This is a genomic window from Yinghuangia seranimata, from assembly GCF_029953285.1.
Taxonomy (GTDB): Bacteria; Actinomycetota; Actinomycetes; order Streptomycetales; family Streptomycetaceae; genus Yinghuangia; species Yinghuangia seranimata.
The window spans coordinates 78,212-102,376 of record NZ_JASAOI010000011.1; the positions used below are offsets into that span (position 1 = coordinate 78,212).

Sequence of the window (24,165 nt, forward strand, 5' to 3'; positions counted from 1 at the left end):
GATGATGAAATTATTCATTCAAGATCTTGCTGCATGTTGATCTGTATGCCAGATTCGGCGGTCTACCAATCCGCGGGGAGGCTCAGACACATGCCGGTCCAGAACACCTCAGGGGAACGCCTCGCGATGGAGAGACGCACCATCGAGGTCATCCCCGACGCCGAACGGCACGGGACGCCGCGCAGCCAGTTCACGCTGTGGTTCGGCGCCAACATGCAGATCACCGCGATCGTCGACGGTGCGCTGTCGGTCGTCTTCGGCGCCGACGCGCTGTGGGCGATACCCGCGCTGCTCATCGGCAACGTGCTCGGCGGGATCGTCATGGCGCTGCACTCCGCGCAGGGGCCGCGCCTCGGCGTACCGCAGATGATCTCCAGCCGCGCGCAGTTCGGCGTCTACGGCGCGGTCCTGCCGCTGCTGCTCGTCATCCTGATGTACCTCGGGTTCGCCGCGACGGGCAGCGTCCTCGCCGGGCAGGCGGTGTGCGAGATGCTGCACATCGACAACACGAACGTCGGCATCCTGATCTTCGGCGCGCTGACCGCTGTCGTCGCCGTCACCGGATACCGGCTCATCCACATCGCCGGCCGCATCGCGACCGTCATCGGCGTGCTCGGCCTCGGCTACCTGCTGGTCCGCGTGTTCACGCAGTACGACGTCGGCGCGCACGTCGGCAGCAAGGGCTTCGAGGCCGCGACCTTCCTCCTCGCCGTCGGCCTCGGCGCCGGATGGCAGCTCACCTTCGGCCCGTACGTCGCCGACTACTCCCGCTACCTGCCGCGCGAGACCAGCACCCGCGCGACGTTCTGGTCGACGTTCGCCGGATCGGTCATCGGATCGCAGTGGTCGATGACGCTCGGCGCGCTCACCGCGGCCGTCGCGGGCAAGGCGTTCCTGCCGGACCAGGTCGGCTTCCTGGGCGACCTGGCCGGGCCCGCGGTCCTCGCGTTCCTCATCTACCTCGTGATCGTGGTCGGCAAGCTGACGGTCAACTGCCTGAACGCGTACGGCGGTTTCATGTCGATCCTCACGACCGTGACGGCGTTCACCGGGCGTTCGCGCATCTCGGCCGCGGCCCGCGCGGCGTACATCGTCGGCTTCACCGCGGCGTCGGTGGCCATCGCGCTCGCCGCGAGCGACGACTTCCTGACCAACTTCAAGAACTTCGTGCTGCTGCTCCTGATGGTCTTCACGCCGTGGAGCGCCATCAACCTGGTCGACTACTACCTGATCTCGCGGGAGCGGGTGGACATCCCGGCGCTGTACGACCCGAACGGGCGCTACGGACGCTGGAACGTGACCGCGCTGACCTGCTACGTCGTCGGCGTGGCCGTGCAGATCCCGTTCCTGGCGACCAAGCTGTACACCGGCGCGATCACCAAGAAGCTCGACGGCGCGGACATCTCCTGGATCGTCGGCCTGGTGGTCACCTCGGCGCTGTACTGGGTGTGGGCGCGGCGGACGGCGAACCCTCCCGCGGAGACGATCCACCCGGCGGCCGCGGGGGAGAACGGCGAGCGGGCGACGGCGCTGGTCGGCTGACGCCGGGGCGCACGGCCCTTCAGTAGCCCTTCAGCAGTCCTTCAGCAGTCCTCATCAGCCCCTCAGCGGACGGGGGCGAGATCCGCCCACAGCGCGGCGGCGTCGGGTGTGAGCGGCAGGACCGCTCCGTCCGGCGCCGACGTGTCGTCCCACCACACGCCCTGGCCCGCGGTCAGGGGCCGCTCGGACGCCCCGGCGGCCCAGCTTCCGCGCAGCACGTACACCACCCCCGCGTGCCCGGCCGGCGGCGTAACGGGGCCGGTGGACCGGCCCACCCCGACGGTCCACCGGCCCCGACGCACCATCAGGTTGAGCACCCGGCAGGCACCGCCGGCCAGTTCGGCGTCGAGCGCGAGGTCACCGGAGAACGCGAACGGCTCGCCCGGCGCCACCGGGCGGTCGAACTCGCCGGGGCAGACCAGGCGTACGCCGTCGCCCTCCACCAGCGTGAACGTCCGGTCCACGCCGGGGAACGCGGAGAACGGGCCGTCCCGGTCGATGTCCGCGACACTCGCGCGCCACCCGAACTCCTCGGCGTCCGAAGGCCACGAGACGATCTCCCGGGTCGCGCCGCCGCCGTTGCGCCAGCGGCCCGCGGGCAGCGTCTCGACGTCGAAGTGGTGCATGTGCGGGCTCCTGCGGCGGTTCCGGTACGGGTGGTGGGGGTGAGGTCTGGTAGATCGTCGGGCCGGCGTCGGCGCGCCGCGCTCCGGCGGCGGCCGACCCCGCCTACGCGTCCCGCAGTTGCTCCGCCCGGAGCTCGACCGCGCTGATCAGGGCCTCGACCCGGGTGTGGAAGATCTGGTCGTGCGTCACCGCCGCCAGCTCCGCGCCCAGCGCGGTGATGTGCGGGAACTCCCGTGCGTCGACCCGGCGGTACTCGACGGTCCAGGCCGCGTCGTCGGAGGCCTGGGCGTCCGGCTCGAGCAGCAGGTACTCGGCGCGCTGGCCGACGAAGGCCAGCACCGAGTCGCCGAACATGCGGTAGTGGACGACCGCCTCGGCGCCCGACAGGCCCGCCTCGGTCACGGCGCCCAGAATCAGCTCGACGACGTGGAACTCGTTGGCGCGGCGGGTCGTCCGGCTCGTCATCGCGCCCGCGACCGCCGGGTACTTCAGCGCGACGGCGAGCGATCCGGCGGCCAGCGCCCGCAGCCGGTCCTTCCAGTCGAGACCGGGCGGGATGCTCGCCAGGACCTCGCCGAGCGAGCGGTCGAAGACCGACAGCAGCAGCTCGTCCTTGTCGCGGAAGTGCCGGTAGATCGCGGTCGGGTCGGCACCCAGCTCCTCGCCGAGCCGCCGGATGGTGAACGCGTCGGCGCTGCCGCGCGCCGCGATGCGCAGGCTCGCCTCGATGATGGCGTCCGGCGTCAGCTGGGCGCCTGCGCGTTTGCTGCGGACCGGGGCCGCGGGTGTCTTCGACATGGTCCGGCCAGTGTATCGATCCGGCGGGGCGAGGGCGCATCACTGTTGACATCAATGATGCGCTGGAGTTCACTCCTGTTCACACACCACCGTGCGGCCACCGCGCGGCCACCGTGATCCACCCCGTGCCACCCGCGTTCGCCATCGAACCGCCCCGCGCACACCGGCCTTTCGACCCCGAGGACGCCTCGTGCACAGCTCCCCGCCCCTGGCCGACACCGTCTTCGTCGGCGGCCGGGTTTTCACCGCCGCCCCCGCCGCGGACGCCCCGATCGACGCCGGCGTCGCCGTCACGGCGGGCCGCGTCACCGCGGTCGGCCCCGACGCCGAGATCAGCGCCCTCGTCGGACCCGGCACCGAGGTCGTCGACCTCGCCGGCGGCCTGCTGATCCCCGGATTCCAGGACGCCCACGTGCACCCGGTCGTGGCCGGCGTCCAGCTGCTGCGCTGCGACCTGTCCGGCCAGCGTTCGATCGACGGCTACCTCGCCACGATCGCCGCCTACGCCGCCGCGCACCCCGACGCCGACTGGATCTGCGGCGGCGGCTGGTCGATGGACGTGTTCCCCGGCGGAACGCCGACCCGCGGCATGCTCGACGCGATCGTCCCCGACCGGCCCGTGCTGCTCACCAACCGCGACGGCCACGGCGCCTGGGCGAACACGCGCGCGTTCGAACGCGCCGGCGTCGACGCGAACACCCCCGACCCCGTCGACGGCCGCGTCGAACGCGAGCCCGACGGCTACCCCGCCGGCACCCTCCAGGAGGGCGCCGTCGAGCTGGTCGCCGACCACGTCCCGATCGCCACCCCCGAAGAGGCCTACCAGGGCCTGCTGCTCGGCCAGGAGTACCTGCACTCGCTCGGGATCACCGCGTGGCAGGACGCCATGATCGGCGCCTTCCCCGGCAACCCCGACAACTTCGACGTCTACCTGCGCGCCGCGAGCGCCGAGACGCTCACCGCACGCGTCGTCGGCGCGCTGTGGTGGGACCGCGAACGCGGCCTCGAGCAGATCCCCGACATCGAGGAACGCCGCCGCGTCGGCCGCGTCGGCCGGTTCAACGCCACCACCGTCAAGATCATGCAGGACGGCATCGCGGAGAACTTCACCGCCGCCATGCTCGAGCCCTACCTGACCAAGTGCGGCTGCGCCACCGCCAATTCGGGCCTGAGCTTCGTCGACCCCGAGCTCCTGACCAAGGCCGTCTGCACGCTCGACGGGCTCGGCTTCCAGATCCACTTCCACGCACTCGGTGACCGCGCCGTCCGCGAGGCCCTCGACGCGCTGGCCGCCGCCCGCGCGGCGAACGGCCCCACCGGCGGCCGCCACCACCTCGCCCACCTCCAGGTCGTCAACCCCGACGACATCCCGCGGTTCGCCGAACTCGACGCCTCCGCCAACATCCAGCCGCTGTGGGCCGCCCACGAACCGCAGATGGACGACCTGACCATCCCCTTCCTCGGCCCCGAACGCGCCCGTCAGCAGTACCCGTTCGGCGACCTGCTGCGCGCCGGCGCCCGCATCGTCGCGGGCAGCGACTGGTCGGTGAGCAGCCCCAACCCGCTGTGGGGCATCCACGTCGCCGTCAACCGCGCCGTGCCGAGCGAGGCCCCCGGCACCCCGCGCAAGGGCGGCCCCGCCGCGCCGTTCCTGCCCGAACAGGCACTCACGCTGGCGCAGGCGCTCACCGCGTACACCGCCCACAGCGCCTGGATCAACCACCTCGACGAGCTGACCGGAACCGTCGAGCCCGGCAAGTTCGCCGACCTCGCGGTACTCGACCGCGACCCCTTCGCCGGCCCTGCCGACGAGATCGGCGCGACCCGCGTGCGCCGCACCTACGTCGAGGGCCGCCTGGTCGCGAGCAACGACTGACCGGTTCCCCCGGCCCGCTAACCGGGCCTCACGCGCCGAACCCCCGGCACAGCGCGATCGTCACGTCGTCGTGCACCTTCCCCCGATAGGTGCCGGGGGCCGTAGCCCGCTCCGCCTCCCGAACCGCCCGAACCGCGGCGCCCGGCCCTTCCGCCTCGACGAGATCCATGAGCCGCCCCCACGTCCACCCGTAACGCTCCACGAGCCGGGACACCCCATCGGTCATGAGCGCCACCCGCCGGACGTCGGCCGCCTCCAGGCACCCGGTGAGGGCCTGCTCGGCGGCCTCGACCTTCGTACTCGCGACCCAAAACCCCCCAGGCTGATTGCGGCTGCGACAAAGGTCCTCCTGCGTGTACCCAGGCAGATGCGACGTCGCATCATCCACAACAACCTGGACCTTCCCGTCGACGGTCTCGACGGCAATGGGCGAGTCACACAGCACGAGGTACTCGACGCTCTCCCCCCGCTGCCGCAACATCGCGACCGTGCTGGACGGACTGTTCGGATGCGCCAGATCACACGTCGCCTCATGCAAGGCACAAACGCCTTCAATGGCCCCCGCCAAGACCGCCCGCAGCGACGCGCCCCCCTCACTCACCATCCCCGCAGCCAACCGAACCCCAAGCCGCCCGACCAACCACGGCACCCCGTGCACACACCCGGACTCACTCAGCTGCGTGGCCCCATCCAGCACCACCACAAACCGTTCCCCCGCAACCACAAAGTCATCGTTCACACCCCCCGGCATCGCCTCACTGATGTACGTGACCTGCACGAGGACGTCCTACCTACTAGACAACAGCAACCCAGGCAGCCACCCCGCGACCACCCGCCCTACCTGTTCCACACCCCCGCCGCCCCCGAACCCACCCCGCACGGGTGCGTACCGCTGACTGGCCGCGCAGGGGCATGCGCACATTCGGCGTTCGAAGTCGCGCGCTACACGTGGCAAGGCAAGGGGTCGCGACCGCTTCCCGCCGCCGTCGATGAACAGGTGAGTCCTGCCCGGCCCAATGCCCACTCGAAAACCCGAGCGGCGCCGGCACGTCCGTGGGCCGATGGGTAGCCAGTCGGCCCCCTCTGAACAAAGGCAAGGGGCCCGAGACCGCCCCCCGGTCTCGGGCCCCGCCTTCCCGTGCCCGCTCCCCACGGCTGCACGGGCCCACCCCCCAGTGGGTCGTCGATGTGTTTGACTCGCGGACCCCCCAGAGGGTTGTGCTCCTCGGGATTTTTTTCTGGAGATTCTCGGGAGGGCGGGGAGGGTGTCCGAGTTGCTTGCTTTGGTGGTGGTTTTGAGGGGGCGTGTACTCATGGAGCGGGGTGGGGTGGGGGTTATCTACTCGGGTTGCTTTCTGAGTACCTGTACGGATACCCGGGCGGCGGGGGACCGGCAGAGTTGTGGGCAACGGGGGAGCGCGCCGGCCGCGGGGGGCGGGTGGGGCGTGAACCGGGGGGAACGGGGATTGGCGCCTCCTCTGGGGGGAGGTGGCGCCGCGGTAGTGCACGGGGGTACGGGGACCAGGTCCCCGGCCGGCGCTCACGGGGGAGCGGTGGTCGGGGGCCTTGCAAGAAGCGCCTGGCGGCATCCGGGCGTCGTGCAGCATCGGCACCGCCGACACGGGGCGGCGGTTCGGATGCCGTTGTCACCACCGTCACGGGGGTGGTGGTGACGACGAAACGGACCTGCTCCCACGGGGGGAGCAGGTCCGTTTGCCGTTGTGCGGGGTCAGTCGGTGACGAGGGAGTGGAGGGTCTCGTCGTCGCGGGCGACGACGGCGTGGCCGTCGTCGGCGGTGATGATGGGGCGCTGGATGAGGGACGGGTTGTCCGCGAGGGCGGTGATCCACTGTTCGCGGTCGTCGGCGGTGCGGCCCCAGGCGCTCAGGCCGAGGTCCTTGGCGGCGGGCTCGGCGGTGCGGGTGATGTCCCACGGTTCCAGGCCGAGGCGGGTCAGGACGGCGCGGATCTCGTCGGCGTTCGGCGGGTCCTCGAGGTAGCGGCGCAGGGTGTACGTGACGCCGGCCTCGTCGAGGAAGGCGGTCGCGGTGCGGCACTTCGAACAGCGCGGGTTGAGCCAGATCTCCATGGCGGCAGCTTAGGGGAGTGGCGTCGACGGCTTGGGGGAAAGCCCAGGTCAGCGCAGGTTTGGCGGGGGTGTCAGTGGCCCGTGGCAGCGTGGATGTCGGCAAGGAGCCCGTCCGGCGTCCGTTCGAACAGTGATCGAACACGGTGGGATCGCGGCATAACGGCGACTCGCGCCATATGACGTTGACGGTGCCGTTGCCGAGAGGTTTACTGGCTGCATCGTTCGAACTTGAGTTCGATCAACAGGGGGCCGGTCACAGGACCGACCGGCGCGGACTCAGGGGAGACCGGCGGAAACCGACCCCGGTCGGAGGTGCGAGGGGAAGCGCATCTCCGGCCGGGGCACCGCACCGAAGGAGAGGCCCATGGCACGTCGTCACATCGACCCGGTGGAGGTGCTGCGAAGCGGCGGGGAACCCGCGCGCTTCCTGTGGCACGACCGGCTGTACGTGGTACGGGAAGTGCTTGACCACTGGGTGGAGAACGAAGAGTGGTGGCAGGCCGGAGCCGCCCCCGGGAGCGCCGCGCGGCGCAACAGGCTCGAGGCGGCCGGCTACGGAGGCGCCACGGCGAACAACACGAACAACACGAACGCCATGGGGATCGGCATGGCGCACACCACGAACGCGGCGGGGGCCACGGCCACCGCCACCCTGCCCGCCGCCGAGCGCGAGGTCTGGCGGGTCGAGGCCAGCGCCGGCCGCTGCGCGCCGCTCGGTGTGTTCGACCTGCGGCTCGACCCCGCCGGATCCTGGACCCTCGCCCGGACCCTGGACTGAGGGGCGGCGATGACGGCCATGTCCACTGAACGGGCGACCGGCGGAGCCGCGGGCTGGAGCCGGGACGCCCGGGACCTCCCGCGTCCCCCGATACCCCGCGCCCCCGTGCGTTGGACGAGCGCGCCGCCCGGCGCCCTCGACCTGCTCGCCCACGCCCGACGCGCCCTTGCCGAGGCCGCCGAAGCCAGCGCGCCCAACGAGCGGTTCGCCGCCGCGCACCTCGCGGCGCTGCGTACCACAGCCGCCGTTCTCGCCGCGCGGGCCAGGCCCGAAGAGGAGAAGCCCGGACGCCGTCGTCCGCCGCGCAGCGCGTGGCAGCTGCTGCCCCAGGTGGCCCCGGAACTCACCGAGTGGGCGGCCTACTTCGCGAGCGGCGCCCGCAAGCGCGCGGCCGCCGAGGCCGGGCTGCCGAACGCGGTCACCGCCCGCGAGGCGGACGACCTGGTCCGTGATGTGGAGGTGTTCATCAGGCTCGTCGTACGGCTGTTGGGGCTGCCGCCGGTGACCGTGGTCCCGCCGCAGGCGGGCTGAGCCCGGGCTCGACCCGGCCGAAGCCGGGCCGAACCCGCCGATAGAGAACCCGCCGCACCCCACTCGTCCAGCACCACGCACCGCCCACGCCCCCGCAAAGCACCGCCCACGCCCCCCACAGAGCACCCCATGACCCCTCCGTTCCCCCACCTGCACGTCGCCTCGGGGTACTCGATGCGGTACGGCGCGTCCCATCCGCAGGCCCTCGTCGAGCGCGCCGCCGACGAGGGCATGGACATCCTCGCGCTGACCGACCGCGACGGTGTCTACGGCGCCGTCGCGTTCGTGAAGGCGTGCGGCAAGGCCGGCATCCGCCCGGTGCTCGGCGCGGACCTGGCGGTGGCGCCGGATCCCGTCGCGCCCGGTTCGGCCCCGGGCCGCGCGTCCGCGCAGCACGCCGCCCCGTACCCGGCCGGGCAGACCGGGCCCACCGTCCCCTCCACCCGCCGCAAGTCCCCCGCCCGCGGCGGCGCGTTCGTCGACCCGCGCCTGCCGCGGGTGACGATCCTCGCCCGCGGCCGGGCCGGCTGGGCCGCGCTGTGCCGCCTGGTCAGCGCCGCGCACGCGCGCGGCCGGGACGCCGCACCGCCGGGATCGGGCCGCCGCCCGGTGCCGGCGGTCACGCTCGCCGACCTGTCCGAGCACGCGCACAACGCGGCCGCCGCCGGTGGCGCGCTGGTCGTCCTCGCGGGCCCCGACTCGGAGGTCGGCCGCGCGTCCGCCGCCCGCCGCGACACCCACGCCGTGCGCCTGCTGTCGGCGTACCGCGCCGCGCTGCCGCCCGGTTCGCTGTACGTCGAGCTGGTCAGCCATCTGGGCCCGGCCGCGAGCCCGCTGTCGGCGACGTCGGCGGCGCGCCTGCTCACGCTCGCCGACGACCACCGGGTCCCGGCCGTCCTGACCAACGCCGTCCGCTACGTCGACCGCGCCGAGGCCCCGGTCGCGGACGTCCTGGACGCCGCCCGCCGCCTCGTCCCGCTCGGCCACCGCCACCTGGACCGGGTCGGCACCGAGGGCCACCTGAAGTCGACGCTGGACATGGTCCGGGTGGCCGCCGAGATCACCGTGCAGGCCGGCCGGGGCACGGCCGCCGCGCTGCTGGCCCGCACGCGCGGGCTCGCCGAGTCGCTGGTCCTGGACCCGCGCGAGGACCTGGGCATCGGCAAGGTGTTCTATCCGGAGCCGGAAGTGCTGGGCGTCCCGTCGAGCGAGGCCGCGGCCGAGCTCAGGAGCCGCTGCGAGGCCGGCCTCGGGCTGCGCGGCATCGCCCCGACCGGCGAGGCGCTGACCCGCCTGGACGACGAACTCGCCCTGATCGGCCGCCTCAAGCTGCCGTCGTACTTCCTGACCGTGGCGGGCGTCGTCGACCTGATCCGCGGCATGGGCGTGCGCTGCGCGGCGCGCGGTTCGGGCGCGGGCAGCCTGGTGAACCACCTGATCGGCATCTCGGGCGTGAACCCGCTGCGGTACGGGCTGATCATGGAGCGCTTCGTGTCGGACCGCCGCCAGGCGCTCCCCGACATCGACGTCGACGTCGAGTCGGCGCGCCGCACCGACGTCTACGAGCGGATCCTCGAGGTGTTCGGCGCAGAGCGCTGCGCCATGGTGTCGATGACCGAGACGTACCGCGCCCGCCACGCCATCCGCGACGTCGGCGCCGCGCTCGGCCTGCCGCCGGGCGAGATCGACGCGGTGGCCAAGGCGTTCCCGCACATCCGGGCCCGTGACGTGCGGGCGGCGCTGCGCGACCTGCCGGAGCTGCGCGCGTCCGGCATCACCGAGGCGAACTTCGGGATGCTGCTGACGCTCGCGGAACGCCTCGACAAACTGCCGCGCCACCTCGCGCTGCACCCGTGCGGCGTGCTGCTGTCCGACACCAGCCTGCTGGACCGCACGCCGGTCGAGACGAGCGCGCAGGACTTCCCGATGAGCCAGTTCGGCAAGGACGACGTCGAGGACCTGGGGCTGCTCAAGCTGGACGTGCTCGGCGTGCGCATGCAGTCCGCGATGGCGCACGCGCTCGACGAGGTCGAGCGCACCGGCGGCGGCCGCGTCGACCTGGACGCGGTGCCGTTCGACGACCCGGAGACGTTCGAGCTGATCCGCTCGACCCGCACGCTCGGCTGCTTCCAGATCGAGTCGCCCGGGCAGCGGGAGCTGGTCGGCAAGTTCGCGCCCGAGACGTTCGACGACCTGATCATCGACATCTCGCTGTTCCGGCCCGGCCCGGTCAAGAGCGACATGGTCACCCCGTTCCTCAACGCCCGCCAGGGCTGGACGTCGCGCGACGTCATCCACCCCGACCTGTCGGACGCGCTCGCCGAGACCGAGGGCGTCGTGGTCTTCCACGAGCAGGTCATCCGCATCATCGCGACCATGACCGGCTGCGACTTCGCGCGCGCCGACGTCGCCCGCCGCGCGCTCGGCAGCGTCGACGGGCAGACGCAGGTCCGCGACTGGTTCTGCTACGAGGCCGACCGGCGCGGCTACGACCGGGCGACCGTCACCCGGGTGTGGGAGGTCCTCAAGGCGTTCGCGTCGTTCGGGTTCTGCAAGGCGCACGCGGCGGCCTTCGCGGTGCCCACCTACCAGTCGGCGTGGCTGAAGGCGCACCACACGGCGGCGTTCGCGGCGGGCGTGCTCACCCACGACCCGGGCATGTACCCCAAGCGGCTGATCCTGGACGACGCACGCCAGTTCGGCGTCCCCGTGCTCGGCGTCGACGTCAACGTCTCGGACGCCGTCTACCGGGTGGAGCGCGCGCCCGACGGCAGGCCCGGCATCCGCATCGCGCTCGCCGAGGTCAAGGGCATCAGCGAGGACGAGGTGGAACGCATCGTCCAGGCCCGGCCGTACACGTCGCTCGCCGACTTCTGGCACCGCACGGGCACGTCCCGGCCGGTCACCGAACGGCTGGTCCTGGTCGGCGGGTTCGACGCGGTGCACCACATCGGGAACGGCGCCGGCTCCGGAGGCGGCCCGGGGGCGGGCCCGACGCGCCGCGACCTGCTGCTGCAGATCGACGACCTGGACCGCTACGGCCGCGAGGCCGCCCCCGCGAAGGCCCGCGGCACCCGCGGCGGCCACGACACGCAGCTCGCCCTCGGCCTCGTCGACCACGAGGCACCCGAGACCACGGGGCTGCCGGAGATGACGCCCGCCGAACGCGTCCAGGCCGAACTGGAGATCCTCGGCATGGACGCCGACCAGCACGTCGTCGGCTTCTACACCGACTTCCTCGACGCCCTCGGCGTCACCCGCTCCCGCGACCTGCTGCACCGCCGCGCGCGCAGCGAAATCCTCGTCGCGGGCGTCAAGGTCGCCACCCAGACCCCGCCGGTGCGGTCCGGGCGGCGCGTCGTGTTCCTCACCCTCGACGACGCCACCGGACCGGTCGACGCCACGTTCTTCGAGGACGCGCAGGGCCCCTACGCCGCCACGCTGTTCCACTCGTGGCTGCTGGTCGTGCGCGGCGTCCTGCGGCGCACCGGCCCGCGCGGCGTGTCGCTGCGCGCGACCGGCTGCTGGGAGATGGGCGCGCTGTACGAGGCGTGGCGCGAGGGCGGCCTCGACGCCGTCCACGCGCTGATGGGCACCGCGGGCGGCCCGGCGAGCGAGGACGCCGTGCAGGGGGCGGCGGCCAGCCGGTCGACCCGGCCGGTCGTGCACCGGGTGCTGGTGCATCCGAGCGGGTTCAAGGTGTCGCCGTACGCCGACCTGCGCCCGCCGGGCACACCGACCAAGGACGCGCCGCGCAAGCTGTGGCACGCGAGCCCGGGGAGCTCGGGATGACCGCGGCGACGAGGCGGGAGGTCCCGCGCGGCGGCCGGAACGGCATCGTCCGGTCCGCGCCGCACGTGGTCGGTCGCGCGCGCCGAAACGTTCTAGGGTGGAGCCCCGGGCAGACGACAGGAGGCTCCCCTTGTCCGACCAGATGCGACGCCGCAGTTCGATGCGTACCGCCGTGGTGTGGCAGGTGCTGCGCGCCGCGCTGGACCGCCGGGCGGCGGCGGCCGGGCGGGACGTGCTCGACGTCCTGGACACCGGCGGCGGCACCGGCAACTTCGCCGTGCCCCTCGCGCGGCTCGGCCACCGCGTCACCGTCGTCGACCCCAGCCCCGACGCGCTCGCCGCGCTCGAACGACGCGCGGCGGAGGCCGGCGTCACCGAGCTGGTCAAGGCCTACCAGGGCGACACGCAGACGCTGTTCGACGTCGTCGACCGGGACGGCGCCGACATCGTGCTGTGCCACGGCGTCCTCGAGGTCGTCGACGAGCCGGCCGAGGCCCTCGGCACCGTCGCGGACGCGCTGCGCCCCGGCGGCACCCTCAGCCTGCTCGCGGCCAACCGCACCGGCGCCGTGCTGGCCCGCGCGCTGGCCGGGCACTTCGCCCAGGCCGCCGCGGCACTGGCCGACCCGGCCGCGCTGCCGCGCCGGTTCACCGTCGACGAGCTCACCGGGATACTGGCCGAGGTCGGCCTCAAGGCGGGCCCTGTGCACGCCGTCCGCGTGTTCTCCGACCTGGTCCCGGGCGTCCTCGTCGACGACCCCGCCTCGTTCGACGCCCTGCTGGACCTGGAGAAGGCCGCGGCCGAGCTCCCCGAGTACCGCTCGCTGGCGACGCAGATCCACCTGCTCGCCGAGAAGTGACGCGGGCGGGGCACGGGCCTGTGGACAACGGAAAGCACGCGACGCGGGCGTTCTGCTAAACCCCCAAGGTGGGGGCCTGCGGAACCGGTCGGATGATCACACCGGGCCCCGTCCTGCCGAGCGGCGGGTGGTCGCATGACCTCCGCCGCCTACCGGCCCGAGCCCGAGCGCGGACCCGTCCCTGCCCCCGCCCACGGCGAGGCCGGACCCGCCCCCGCCCGCGACGGGGCCGGCCCGTCCGACGACCGCACGGCCGCACCCGTCCCCACCGTCCTGCACGTCGACATGGACGCCTTCTACGCGTCCGTCGAGATCCGCCGTCGTCCCGAGCTGCGCGGGCGACCCGTCGTCGTCGGGTCGCCCGGGCCGCGCGGGGTGGTGCTGTCGGCGACGCACGACGTGCGCGCGTACGGCGTCCACGCCGGCCAGCCCGTCGGCCGGGCCCGGCGGCTGTGCCCGCAGGCGTCCTTCGTCGCGCCCGACCACGACGAGTACGCCCGCGTGTCCGGCAACGTCATGGAGTACCTGCGCACCCTCACCCCGGTCGTCGAACCGCTGTCGCTCGACGAGGCGTTCCTCGACCTGTCCGGCGCGCTGCGCCGCTTGGGCCGCGACCCGGCGCGGATCGGCGCGGACATCCGGGCGCGGGTCGCCGACGAGCAGGGCATCACGTGCTCGGTCGGCGTCGCGTCCACCAAGTTCGTCGCCAAGCTCGCGGGCGCCACCGTCAAACCGGACGGCCTGCGCGTGGTCCGCGACGACGAGGTGATCGCGTTCCTCCACCCGCTCCCGGTCGACCGGCTGTGGGGCGTCGGCGAGCGCACCGAGGCCGCCCTGACCCGCCTCGGCCTCTACACCGTGGGTGACATCGCCCACACCCCGCCCGCCACCTTGTGCCGCGCGCTCGGCCAGGCCGCCGGCCGCACCCTGTACGCGCTGGCCTGGGGCCGCGACGAGCGACCCGTCGTGCCGTCCGAGCCCGAGCGCAGCATCGGCACCGAGGAGACCTTCCCCGCCGACGTCGACGACCCCGACACGATCCGCCGCGCCCTCCTGCGTCTGTCCGGCCGCACCGGCGCCCGGCTGCGCGGCGCGGGCCTCGCCGGCCGCACCGTCACCGTCAAGCTGCGGTTCTCCGACTTCACCACGCTGACCAGGTCGAAGACGCTGCGCGAGGCGACGGACGTGGGCCGGGAGATCTACACCGCGGCGTGCGCGCTGCACGCCGCGCTCGGCCTCGAACGGGCCCGCCTCCGCCTGGTCGGGGTCCGCGTCGAACACCTCGTGCCCGGCGACCGGCCGCGCCAGCTGCTGCTGGGCGAACGGGAGACCGGATGGGCCGAGGTCGAGCGCGCCGCGGACGCCGTACGGGACCGCTTCGGCGGCCACGCCCTGGCCCCGGCCAGCCTGCTGCCGGGCACCCCCGCGGCCCCGCCGCCGCGTCCGCCGCGAACCGGCCGCTGAACGCGGGAACCCCCGGCCCGTCCCGAGCGTCAGCCCATGTGGGAACGGGCCTGGGCGCATATCATCCTTGCAAGGCGGTCGGCTGCCGGCCGCCGCACTCCAGCCCGGTCCCGCGTGCGGTCTGATCACAAATGACATGACCGCGCCACGGACAGGGAATGCATGGGGAAGGTGGGGGCCGTCGCCAACGGAACCGTCACCCGCGGCATCGAGTCGACAAGGCGGCACATCGGCCGGGTCGTCTTTCGCGGGTGGGTTTCACGATGACGGTTAGCTGCCTATCCTGAAAGGGCCGCACCGGTCGCCTCGCGGCCGACGAAGGAGGACGCCGTGCCGCTCTCAGAGCACGAGCAGCGTTTGCTCGAGCAGATGGAGCGAGCGCTGTACGCCGAAGATCCCAAGTTCGCGACAGCGCTTGAGGGTGCCGGCATGCGCACGCATACCCGGCGTCGGACAGGCTGGGCGATCGCAGGCTTCGTCGTCGGCCTCGTTCTGCTCATGACCGGCGTCATGCTGCCGGCCATCTGGATCAGTGTCGTCGGCTTCCTGCTGATGCTCACCGGTGCCGTGCTCGCGGTCACCGGCTGGCGCCGCTCGCCCGCGCAGGCGGCGGACGCCGGGCAGCGCCAGGGCGGCCGCGCGCCGCGACCGCGCCGCGCCAAGATGATGAACCGCATCGAGGACCGCTGGCGCCGCCGCCGCGACGAACAGGGCTGAACCGCCCCACCGCAGACCACAGCCGAGGTGCCCGCCGACAGCGGGCGCCTCGGCTTTTGCGCGGGCTCAGTTCGTGCGGGTGTTGTCCAGGTGGTGGCCCAGGTAGCCGACGTGGATGCGGCCGGTCGCGCCGGCGGCGTCGTCGTGGAAGTGCATGCGCGGGGCCGGGTTGCCGATACCGCGCAGCTTGATGTGGGCCTCCATGAACACCGCCTCGTCCGCACACACCTCGGCGGGCACCGGGAACGTGCGGGCCTTGCGGAACTTCGCCCGGCCGGCGACCGCGTCCGACTCCTTCATGGCGAACTTCTTCGGCGACAACGCGTACGCCCCGTGCGGAGGATTCCGGCACCAGTCGCGGAACCCGCCGCGGAAGCCGTTCGACGAACGGGCCGCGGCGTAGGCGTTCAACGCCCGCAACGCGTCCCAGGCGGCGGCGGCCCAGACCCGGGTGTGGCCCGGCTCGGCCTTGTCCAGCAACGCGGCGCCGGCGTCCAACGCGTCCGGCAGACACACATGCGGCAACTCGCCGCGGGCGCGCAGCAGGACGTCGGCCAGGCACTCGGGTATCCAGACCGCGTCGTACGACGGAACGGCGGCACCCGCGCACACCTCCGCCAGCAGCCCGTCGAGCCGACGCACCCGCTCCTCGGCCCGACGAGCCTCTTCGGCCAGTTCCTCGTACTGCAGCACCAACAGGTCGTAGTCGTCCCGCAACCGGGCCAACTCCGCGGCCAGCAGCTCGGAATCCGACTCCTCCTCGGCCCCTCGCCGCTCCGGCCCCAACCGCCCGACGATCGCCCGAAGTTCCGGCACCAGCCCCGCCAACGAAGCGACAGCCTCGGGCACCCGCCCCAACGCCTGCAGCCCCGCCTGCACGTCCGTCCCGGCCAACAACGCCACCACCTGCCGCGCAACCGGCCCGGCGAGCGCCTCAACGAGCTCGCCCTCCCCGACGAGCGAGCCGACGACACGGGGGAGGTCGGTGCCGCCCTGACTGTCCGGCTGCCCGACGGGGCAGGCCCGCCCAACGCTGGTCCCGTGGCCATCGGTCGCCGCGTCAGACGCGACCACCCCGGTGCGGGACGAGTCAGAGCCGAACACAACGCTGGACGAGACCGGGGCGGCCGAGGTGAGGTCAGTTGTGCGGGTGCTGACCGCCACGGGTCCCGGGCAGTCCGACGAGGACGTCGCGCGCAGGGACCCCTCGACGCACTCCTCGCCCTCCGCGCCGGACGCGGCAAGAGCGGCCGAGGTGAGGTCCCGTGTGGGGGCGCCGGCAGCCACGCTTTGCTGACGGTGCGTCGAAGTGCCCGCATCCGGGGCGCGGGCTGACGAGCCGCCGCCGGGCACGGCCGCGTTGCGCGGGTGGTCTGCGGTGGGGGTGGTGTGCGGCGCATCGCCGGTGGCGGCCCTCGTCGTGCCGCTGGGCGCGGGTAACCCGGCGCGGGCAGGGACCGAGTCGGTGCGTCCTGGTACCGCCACGCTTCGCGGGCGGTTTGCGGTGGAGTCTGCTTCCCACGAACCGCTGTCGGCCGCCTCGACGCCTGGCGCTCCGCCCGCATGTGTGGGGGCGGGCCGAGTCGGCGCGTGGGCTGACGGGCCGCTGTGTGGCACGGAACCCGGCGCCGTCGCGTTGCCCGGGCGGCCCCTGTGGGACGTATTGCTGGTGCACGTTTCGTCGGTGGTGGTCCCCGTCGCGCTGCTGGGTGCGGGTGACCCGGCGCCGGCGGGGGGCGCGTCGGTGTGGCCTGGAACCGCCACGCTTTGCGGGCGGTTCGTGGTGGATTCCCCGTCCCGTGAACTGTCGGGGCAGGCGTTTGGGGGCCGGTCGGGGGCTGGGGTCGGTGGCCTGGGTGGGGGTGGCGGGGCGTTCGGGGTGGGGCGGCGGAGGGTGCAGGGGGTGGGGATGGTGCGGCGGGGGCCGTCGGGGGCGGTGGCTTGGGACCAGTCGAGGCCTTGGTCGAGGATCTGGGGGACGAGGCGGAGGCCTTGGCGGATGTCGGTGGGGAGGGGGCGGCGGACGCCGTCGCCCATGACGCCGGTGACGACGACGTCGAGGGCGCGTGGGCCGAGGTCGCGGAGGGCGGAGCCGCTGCGGACCGGGTGGCGTTGGGGGTAGTCCTCGGTGGTCGGGCTGAGGTCTGCCAGGTAGGTGCGGAGGGCACCGCCGTAGACGGCGAAGCCGGGGCCCAGGGCGCGGTTCATGCGTTCCTGGGTCGGCTTGTCGCAGAGGCGGGCGATGATCGCGGCGCCGGCGGTGGTGTGGGCGAGGCGGGTGGCGAGGCGTCCTGGGAGGGAGGGTTCGCGTTCGTCGACGCTGAGGACGACGACGGGCACGCGGCGGCGCGGGTCGAGGAGCCAGCCGAGGAGTTCGTCGACGCGGTCGACGCCGACCTCGACCGGGCCGGCCTCGAGGGGGATGGCCCCGTCGAAGGCCCGTTCCGCGCCGAGGAGGCCGGACACGACGTCGGCGGCCCGCTGCGGGCCGGGGCCTTCGGGGGCCGGTCCGTCGACGGTGACGGCGGCCCATGCCGTGCCGGCGGGGGTGCCCGGTCCCCACAGCGCGGCGACCCGGGTCGGCCCGGAACCGACATACGCCTGCGCGGTGTAGCGGCCGCACGAGGGCCCGTCCCGCAGTACGACGGTCAGGCCCGCCGTGCCGCCCGCCGGGTCGTCGAGCACGGTTTCGACGACCGGCGACCCGTCGTCGTCCACCGCGCACGCCGCGGTGAAGCTGCGGCGCAGCGCGCGCCCGAGGTGCTCGCCGGAGCCGTGGAACACGGCTTGGTAGACGCGGGCCACGGCACATCCCCCCGACGGTGAGGCTTGCGGACCACCTTCGCTGGCTTGCCTTCTGGTTACGGTACGGGGATCACGCCCAAGCGGTGAGTGACTTCGCCAATCAGATGTACCGGGGAGGGCGGGGTTGTGGACAGGCACAACCGCCGGATTGCTTTCGGATTCGACCGGAAACGACCGGACGGGTGGATATAAGAAAGCCGATGCGCGACCGTGCGGACAGCACGGCCGCGCATCGGCGCGACGTCCCGGGGCCGGGCGAACCGGCCGCGACGTCTCCGGGCCGGGCGAACCGGCCCGGTCCGTCCTACACCCCGCTGGTCTCCCGTTCCCGATCGTCGGTCCCGTTGCCGGCGTCCCCGTCGGCGTCGAGGCGTCGTCCGCTGCGCAGCCGGTCCAGCGGCCCGTCGTCGCGGCGGCGGAACGTCGAGGCCGGCAGGAACGTCGCCCGGAACCGGGTGCCGCGCGGCGAAGCCGCCAGCATCGCGGTCCGCGCGGTGCGCACGTCCTCGGCCAGGCCCATGGTGCGCTGCGGCGCCTCGGGCGCGTACAGCACCTGTTCGGCGGCGAGCGCGATCCGTTCGAGGGCCTCGGAGAAGTAGACCCCGTCGGTGGGGAACTCCTCCGCGAGCCGCGCCGCCAACTGGCGCGGCGTCTCGGACGGTTCGATCCGGACGCCGAGGTCGCGCGCGGTGTCCAGGGTCTCCGTCCACGCGCCCAGGACCGCGTCGCCGGGGTCCCTGCCGCCGCCGCCGTCGGCGACGTCCCGGCTGAGCGCCCCGAGTCTGCGTTGTCGTACGTGCCGTCGGGCGAGCATGGGTGCCGCGAGGATCAGCAGCACCACGAGGGTGACGCCGGCACCGATGAGGGTGCCGGTCAGCCAGCCGCCGCCGTCGTCGCTCTTCGCGGGCGCGGCGCTCGCGCTCGGCTTGGCGCTGTCGCACTCGTCGAGGCGGCACTGCGTGGGCCGGGGCGCGGCGGACGGCGCGGTGGTGCTGGGCGCGGTGCTCGGCGCCTGCGTCGTCGGGACCGCGGTGGGCACGTTCTGGGTGTACGCCGGGCCGGTGCCGCGGGACGGCGTCGGCTCGAACCGCACCCAGCCGGTGCCCGCGAAGTACAGCTCGGGCCAGGCGTGCGCGTCGCGGCTGCCGACCTTGTAGCTGCCGTCGGCCTGCTGGGTGCCCGGCACGAACCCGACGGCGACCCGGGACGGGATGCCGAGGATGCGCGCCATGATCGCCATCGTGGACGCGAACTGCTCGCAGTAGCCGACCTTCTGGTCCATGAAGTTGTCGATCGCGTTCGCGCCGTTGCCCGCCGGGATCTTGGTGTCGTAGCGGAACTCGCCCGACTCCGCGAACCACTTCTGCAGCCGCGCGGCCTGCTCGAACGGCGAGCCGACGCCCGCCTTCTCCTTGGTCTTCGTGCTGAGCGAGTACCGGAGCTCGGGCGGCACCTCCTTGTAGCGGTTCAGTTCGGGCGGCACCGGACCGGCGTTGCGCAGCTGCTCCTCGGTCGGCTTCACGTCCAGGCTGACGACGTCGTAGCGCTGGCCCGCCACGGTCTGCTTGTTGTCGCCCAGCAGCAACCGGCCCTCGTTCTCGTACCGCCAGCGGCCCTTCACCTTGACCTCGCTGGCGGCCCAGGGCAGCGGCAGCGAGTTCTGCGGGTAGTTCTTGCCGGCCCGGATCTCGCTGACCACGCGGTCGGCCTTCACCCCGGGGGTGAGTCCGACGGGCGCCGGCAGCGGGGTGGTGACCTTGGTGAGCGGCTGCTCGGACGGCTGCCAGCTGTTGCCGTCGAAGGTGTCCAGCGCCGCGATGCGCAGGTAGAAGGTGTTCGGCTGGGGGGCGTTGGTGGTGTAGGTGAGCAGCTGCGCGTTCTGCGGGTTGTTCAGCTCGTTCTTGAGCGTCACCACGGGGTTGATGGTGGTGATGCGGTCCGAGCCGTCGCCGTTGTCGCGGTCCACCAGCCGGTTCGCGGTCATCGGCACGACGGCGGGGATGAGCACCGCGACGGCGAGGGTGGCCAGGGCGATGCGTCCGCCGCCGCGCGCCCAGGGCCGCTGCATGGACGTCCGCGATGCCTGGGCTCCGGCGGGGGCGAGTGGTCGGCCCCAGCGCAGCAGCCGTTCGCGGCCCTCGGCGAGCAGCAGTACGACGTACGCCAGGCCGGACAGCAGGAACACCGTCCAGCCCAGGCCGGACTCGGCGAGCGCGGCCGGGACGCTGTACAGCGCGAGCAGCGGAAGCCCCGCGGGCGCGGCCTGCGCGTAGGTCACGGCCACGGTGTCGACCAGCACCGCGACCGTGGCGACCACGGTCACCAGGATCGCCGCGATGCCCGGCGTCGCCGGCGCGGGCGGCGCGAAGCCGCGGATGTCGACGCCGCCCGCGTGCAGCAGGTCGCCGTACGCGCGGATCGACGCCGGCGTCGGCAGTGGCCCGGACTCGCCGGGCACCAGCACCAGCAGCAGATAGGGGATCAGCACCACCAGCTGGATGGTCCCGATGAACGGCCGCGGCACCGCCATTCGGCGCACCGCCTCGCCGGTCGCCGCGACCAGCAGGATCGCGCCGAGCGCTTTGGCGATCCACGAGCCGCCGTGCACCAGCGGCAGCAGCGACGACGACGTGAGCGTCGTCGCGAACGCGGCGGCCACGGCCATCCTGAGCCGCCCGGTCATGCGCGGGCCTCCGTTCCCGTGTGCGGCGCGCCGTGCGAGGAGGCGTACGCCCCGCCGCGCACCGCCGAGTCGGTTCCGCGCCCGGCGCCGCGCCACAGGTCGGGCAGGCGGGTCGCGGCACTCGCCGACAGCACCCGCCATCCGGCCTGGCGCAGCATCCCGACGGCGACGTCGTGCGGCAGGACGCCGGGCACCTTCGCGGTGTCCCACGCCGTCGTGTCGAGCACGACCGCCAGGCCGCGCCCGGTCCCGTTGCGGGCCCGCGCCAGGCGGCGGGTGTCGTCCTCGGTCAGGTTCGCGAGCACGGCGACCGCCATGCCCTCGCCGCCGGGCTGCCGCATCGCGGCCTCCGCGCCGTCGAGGCCGGTCTTGACCCGGGCTTCGACGACCGCCAGCGCGTCCAGCAGGAAGCTCTCCGTCTCGGCGGGCGCCACGCGCATGCCCTCCGGCGCGCCCGCGAGCAGCTCCCCGTCGGAACCCAGCAGACGCGTGGTGTAGCCGCGGCGGCACAGGTGCACGCCGATCGACGCGGCCGTGGAGACCGCCCACTCGAACGACGAGCTGGGGCCCTCACCGCGGTGCGCCGTGAGCCGCGTGTCCAGCAGCAGCGTCGCCTGGTTCTGCCACGACTGCTCCTCGCGGCGCACCATCAGCTCGCCCCGCCGCGCGGTCGACCGCCAGTGCACCCGGCGCACGTCGTCGCCGTGCCGGTACTCGCGCGGCAGCACGTCCTCCTCGCCGGACGACGCCAGGCTGCGCGCGTTGCCGTCGCCGTAGCCGCTCCACTCGCCGCCCAGGTCGACGGCCGGGAGCTGCTGAACGATCGGCGTGACCACCAGCGTGTCGCGCGCGGCGAACGAGCGCGTCAGCTCGCACATGCCGAACGGGTCGGCGAGCCGCAGCCGCAGCGGGCCCACCGAGAACTTGCCGCGCAGGTCCGAGCGGACCCGGTACGCGACCTGCCGGTAGCCGTGCGGCTCGATGCGGTCCAGCACGAAGCGCGGACGCGAGCCCAGCACGTACGGCACGTGGTCCTCGAGCATCAGCAGCCCGGTGGGGATGCGCGACACGTTCGCGACCCGGAGCCGGATCTGCGCCTCGCTCCCTGCCGCGACCCGGCCCGGGTCGAGCGCGCGGGTGCTGGTGACCAGGTGGCGGGTGCGCGCGACGACCAGCACGGCGACCAAGGGCAGCGCGGCGAGCAGGAAGCCCACCCGCAGCAGGTCGCGCTGGCCGAGCACGAGCGCGCAGATGGCGGCCGCGATGCCCGCCGCGAGGAAGGAACGTCCCCGGGTGGTCAGCCCGGACAGTGCGGTGCGCACCTCAGCGCGCCGGTCCGTGGCCATTGCCGTAGAAGGGGCCGGTCGGGGCGCCGCCGTAGTGCCCGCTCTGGTCCGGGTAGGGCTGCTGCTGCGGCTGGTGCTGCTGCGGCTGCGCGTACGGGGCGGGGTGGCCGCCGTATCCGGGCTGCGCGGCGTATCCGGGCTGGGGCGCCTGCATCGTCGGCTGCCGCGGGGCGGGCGCGGCGGCCCGGACCGGGTTCGGCACCGGGGCCGGCGCGGGGCGGGCCGCGGCCTGCTGCTGCGGCCGGCCGTCCTGGCCGCCGGGGACCGGGACGAGGCGCACCAGGTCGAGCACGACCTGCTCCACGCTGCGCCGCGACATCTGCGCCTCGGCGGTCGGCAGCAGGCGGTGCGCGAGCACCGGGACGGCCAGCGCCTGCAGGTCGTCCGGCAGCACGTAGTTGCGGTTGTCGAGTGCGGCGGCGGCGCGGGCCGCGCGTATGAGGTGCAGCGTGGCGCGGGGCGACGCGCCGAGCCGCAGCTCCGCCGAGTTGCGGGTCGCGTTGACCAGGTCGACCGCGTAGCGCGCGACACCGGGGGAGACGTGCACCTCGCGCACCGCCTCGATGAGCTTGACGATGTCGCGGGCGTCCGCGACCGGGTCGAGCGAGTCCAGCGGCGAGCCGGTGCCGTGCACGCCGAGCATCTCCAGCTCGGCCTCGGGCGACGGGTAGCCCATCGACACGCGCGCCATAAAGCGGTCCCGCTGCGCCTCGGGCAGCGGGTAGGTGCCTTCCATCTCCACCGGGTTCTGGGTGGCGATGACCATGAACGGGCTCTGCAGCTCGTACGTCGTTCCGTCGACGGTGACCTGGCGCTCGGCCATGCACTCCAGGAGCGCCGACTGCGTCTTCGGCGACGCGCGGTTGATCTCGTCGCCGACCACGATGTTGGCGAAGATCGCGCCCGGCTTGAATTCGAACTCGCGGCGCTCCTGGTCGTACACACTCACGCCGGTGATGTCCGACGGCAGCAGGTCCGGCGTGAACTGCACGCGCCGCACCGAACAGTCGACCGAGCGGGCCAGCGACTTGGCCAACATCGTCTTGCCCACGCCCGGCACGTCCTCGACCAGGAGGTGGCCCTCGGCGAGCAGCACGGTCAGTGCGAGCCGAACCACCTCGGGCTTGCCTTCGATCACGCTCTCCATAGCCCCCCGGATGCGCGTGGCGGTGGCCACCAGCTCCTTGAGACCGGCCTGATCGTTGAACGTCGACACCCGTGCCCTCCCTGCCCATTGACGGCCCGCCCGACGGACGTGGCCACAAGGCCGATTGTCACAGGTGTGCGGCCGTCCGTGTCACCCAGGAGAGTGATCGTTTTCGGACGGCTCGCACAACGTGACACGGCTCCGCGGGATAGGAGTCTCACGCGCCGCCGTTTGGTTGCAGTCGATCTTGACCGGGTCCGCGCGAATCGGATTGACGCCCGTGCGGCACCCGCGCGTCGGGGGCGCACGCCGCCGGCCGCGCACGCCCTCCACTTCGCTCCACCCCCTCCGACCTGCGGTTTTGTGACCCGTGGGGGGCGTGTGGCGGGTCCGCAAAGGGTTGACCGTGGGGTTTGGTGGAGTAGAGTGGCGGGAAATGGGGCCGTGAGAAGCTCGACGGCGCGGAGGTGCTCGTGTTCCTGGGCACTTACGAGCCCCGATTGGACGAGAAGGGTCGGCTGATCCTTCCGGCGAAGTTCCGTGACGAGTTGGCGGAGGGCCTAGTGATCACCAAGGGGCAGGAGCACTGCCTCTATGTGTGGCCCGTGCCCGAGTTCGAACGGATCACCGAGCAGCTGCGCGCGGCCCCGCTCGCGTCCAAGGCGCACCGGGACTACATGCGCGTGTTCTTCGCCGGCGCTTCCGACGAGGTACCGGACAAGCAGGGGCGGATCCTCGTCCCCCCGGCCCTGCGCGCGTACGCGGGCCTGGAACGCGAGTGCGTCGTCATCGGAGCGGGCGCCCGGGTCGAGATCTGGGACGCCGAGGCGTGGCGCGTCTACCTGGAGGCCCAGGAGGACTCGTTCGCCGAGCTGTCCGAGGAGGTGCTGTCCTGACGGACGTGCCGTGAGGTCTCCACCCGCTCCGAGCTTTCTGGCGCTCCTTCCCCGGTGCCAGACGGTCACTTCCCCAGACGAGCGGGCGGGGACCTGGCGGCACGTACGTGCCGGACGCACCCGGCCTGCCGGACCCGAGCCCCGGTCCATGGCAGGCTGTCTGCTTCCGCGGCGCACCCGCCGCGCGCACCACCCGCCGCGCGCCCGCGGCAGCA

At 73.4% G+C, this 24,165-nt stretch carries 17 protein-coding genes; 9 read left to right on the forward strand and 8 right to left on the reverse strand.

Annotation, left to right across the window (positions count from 1 at the left end; genetic code table 11):
• Positions 1-90: 90 nt before the first annotated feature.
• A complete protein-coding gene (locus tag QI554_RS08395; protein ID WP_281467586.1) occupies positions 91-1,542 on the forward strand; it encodes a purine-cytosine permease family protein in 1,452 nt (483 codons plus the stop codon).
• A gap of 62 nt (positions 1,543-1,604) precedes the next feature.
• On the opposite strand, the gene QI554_RS08400 is transcribed toward QI554_RS08395, so the two are convergent.
• Together QI554_RS08400 and QI554_RS08405 are read right to left on the reverse strand one after the other, a co-directional pair.
• Positions 1,605-2,168, reverse strand: coding sequence for a HutD/Ves family protein (locus QI554_RS08400; RefSeq protein ID WP_281467588.1), 564 nt, complete (start codon positions 2,166-2,168; stop codon positions 1,605-1,607).
• Between the two features lie 103 nt (positions 2,169-2,271).
• Positions 2,272-2,967, reverse strand: coding sequence for a TetR/AcrR family transcriptional regulator (locus QI554_RS08405; RefSeq protein ID WP_281467591.1), 696 nt, complete (start codon positions 2,965-2,967; stop codon positions 2,272-2,274).
• A 190-nt stretch (positions 2,968-3,157) separates the two neighbouring features.
• Between QI554_RS08405 and QI554_RS08410 the strand changes: the two genes are divergently transcribed.
• On the forward strand, positions 3,158-4,843 hold the full coding sequence (locus QI554_RS08410) for an amidohydrolase (RefSeq protein ID WP_281467592.1): 1,686 nt from the start codon (positions 3,158-3,160) through the stop codon (positions 4,841-4,843).
• A gap of 28 nt (positions 4,844-4,871) precedes the next feature.
• Here QI554_RS08410 and QI554_RS08415 read toward each other — a convergent pair whose 3' ends face one another.
• Both QI554_RS08415 and QI554_RS08420 read right to left on the reverse strand, forming a co-directional pair.
• The gene (locus QI554_RS08415) at positions 4,872-5,621 is read right to left on the reverse strand and encodes a protein phosphatase 2C domain-containing protein (RefSeq protein ID WP_281467594.1); all 750 of its coding nucleotides are present in this window, start codon (positions 5,619-5,621) and stop codon (positions 4,872-4,874) included.
• A 951-nt stretch (positions 5,622-6,572) separates the two neighbouring features.
• Complete coding sequence (locus tag QI554_RS08420; protein WP_281467596.1) at positions 6,573-6,932, reverse strand: arsenate reductase family protein; 360 nt, start codon at positions 6,930-6,932, stop codon at positions 6,573-6,575.
• A 364-nt stretch (positions 6,933-7,296) separates the two neighbouring features.
• On the opposite strand from QI554_RS08420, the gene QI554_RS08425 reads away from it, so the two are divergent.
• From QI554_RS08425 to QI554_RS08450, 6 genes are all read left to right on the forward strand, one after another.
• Positions 7,297-7,710, forward strand: coding sequence for a DUF6504 family protein (locus QI554_RS08425; RefSeq protein WP_281467598.1), 414 nt, complete (start codon positions 7,297-7,299; stop codon positions 7,708-7,710).
• An 18-nt stretch (positions 7,711-7,728) separates the two neighbouring features.
• Positions 7,729-8,241 (forward strand): SAV_6107 family HEPN domain-containing protein, encoded by a 513-nt coding sequence (locus QI554_RS08430; RefSeq protein ID WP_281467600.1) that lies wholly within the window; start codon positions 7,729-7,731, stop codon positions 8,239-8,241.
• Positions 8,242-8,370: 129 nt separating this feature from the next.
• Positions 8,371-12,033 (forward strand): DNA polymerase III subunit alpha, encoded by a 3,663-nt coding sequence (locus QI554_RS08435; protein WP_281467602.1) that lies wholly within the window; start codon positions 8,371-8,373, stop codon positions 12,031-12,033.
• A gap of 130 nt (positions 12,034-12,163) precedes the next feature.
• Positions 12,164-12,892 carry a methyltransferase domain-containing protein gene (locus QI554_RS08440; RefSeq protein ID WP_281467603.1) on the forward strand — a complete coding sequence of 243 codons (729 nt, stop codon included), beginning with the start codon at positions 12,164-12,166 and terminating at the stop codon, positions 12,890-12,892.
• Between the two features lie 135 nt (positions 12,893-13,027).
• Positions 13,028-14,356, forward strand: a complete 1,329-nt coding sequence (dinB, locus tag QI554_RS08445) for a DNA polymerase IV (protein WP_281467605.1) — start codon at positions 13,028-13,030, stop codon at positions 14,354-14,356.
• A gap of 330 nt (positions 14,357-14,686) precedes the next feature.
• Positions 14,687-15,073 carry a DUF3040 domain-containing protein gene (locus QI554_RS08450; RefSeq protein WP_281467607.1) on the forward strand — a complete coding sequence of 129 codons (387 nt, stop codon included), beginning with the start codon at positions 14,687-14,689 and terminating at the stop codon, positions 15,071-15,073.
• A 66-nt stretch (positions 15,074-15,139) separates the two neighbouring features.
• Here QI554_RS08450 and QI554_RS08455 read toward each other — a convergent pair whose 3' ends face one another.
• From QI554_RS08455 to QI554_RS08470, 4 genes are all read right to left on the reverse strand, one after another.
• Positions 15,140-17,878, reverse strand: coding sequence for a hypothetical protein (locus QI554_RS08455; protein WP_281467608.1), 2,739 nt, complete (start codon positions 17,876-17,878; stop codon positions 15,140-15,142).
• Positions 17,879-18,182: 304 nt separating this feature from the next.
• Positions 18,183-20,561, reverse strand: coding sequence for a transglutaminase TgpA family protein (locus QI554_RS08460; RefSeq protein ID WP_281467610.1), 2,379 nt, complete (start codon positions 20,559-20,561; stop codon positions 18,183-18,185).
• Positions 20,558-21,907: a DUF58 domain-containing protein gene (locus QI554_RS08465; protein WP_281467612.1), complete on the reverse strand. Its 1,350-nt coding sequence runs from the start codon at positions 21,905-21,907 to the stop codon at positions 20,558-20,560. The genes QI554_RS08460 and QI554_RS08465 overlap by 4 nt, the downstream gene beginning before the upstream one ends.
• Positions 21,885-23,123, reverse strand: coding sequence for an AAA family ATPase (locus QI554_RS08470; protein ID WP_281467614.1), 1,239 nt, complete (start codon positions 23,121-23,123; stop codon positions 21,885-21,887). The genes QI554_RS08465 and QI554_RS08470 overlap by 23 nt, the downstream gene beginning before the upstream one ends.
• Before the next feature lie 404 nt (positions 23,124-23,527).
• On the opposite strand from QI554_RS08470, the gene mraZ reads away from it, so the two are divergent.
• Positions 23,528-23,950, forward strand: a complete 423-nt coding sequence (mraZ, locus tag QI554_RS08475; RefSeq protein WP_281467616.1) for a division/cell wall cluster transcriptional repressor MraZ — start codon at positions 23,528-23,530, stop codon at positions 23,948-23,950.
• Positions 23,951-24,165 lie beyond the last annotated feature (215 nt).

Coding starts and splice junctions, on each gene's coding strand:
- QI554_RS08395 (WP_281467586.1), top strand. CDS start 91: ATGCCGGTCCAGAACACCTCAGGGGAACGCCTCGCGATGGAGAGACGC.
- QI554_RS08400 (WP_281467588.1), bottom strand. CDS start 2,168: ATGCACCACTTCGACGTCGAGACGCTGCCCGCGGGCCGCTGGCGCAAC.
- QI554_RS08405 (WP_281467591.1), bottom strand. CDS start 2,967: ATGTCGAAGACACCCGCGGCCCCGGTCCGCAGCAAACGCGCAGGCGCC.
- QI554_RS08420 (WP_281467596.1), bottom strand. CDS start 6,932: ATGGAGATCTGGCTCAACCCGCGCTGTTCGAAGTGCCGCACCGCGACC.
- QI554_RS08425 (WP_281467598.1), top strand. CDS start 7,297: ATGGCACGTCGTCACATCGACCCGGTGGAGGTGCTGCGAAGCGGCGGG.
- QI554_RS08430 (WP_281467600.1), top strand. CDS start 7,729: ATGTCCACTGAACGGGCGACCGGCGGAGCCGCGGGCTGGAGCCGGGAC.
- QI554_RS08435 (WP_281467602.1), top strand. CDS start 8,371: ATGACCCCTCCGTTCCCCCACCTGCACGTCGCCTCGGGGTACTCGATG.
- dinB (WP_281467605.1), top strand. CDS start 13,028: ATGACCTCCGCCGCCTACCGGCCCGAGCCCGAGCGCGGACCCGTCCCT.
- QI554_RS08460 (WP_281467610.1), bottom strand. CDS start 20,561: ATGACCGGGCGGCTCAGGATGGCCGTGGCCGCCGCGTTCGCGACGACG.
- QI554_RS08465 (WP_281467612.1), bottom strand. CDS start 21,907: ATGGCCACGGACCGGCGCGCTGAGGTGCGCACCGCACTGTCCGGGCTG.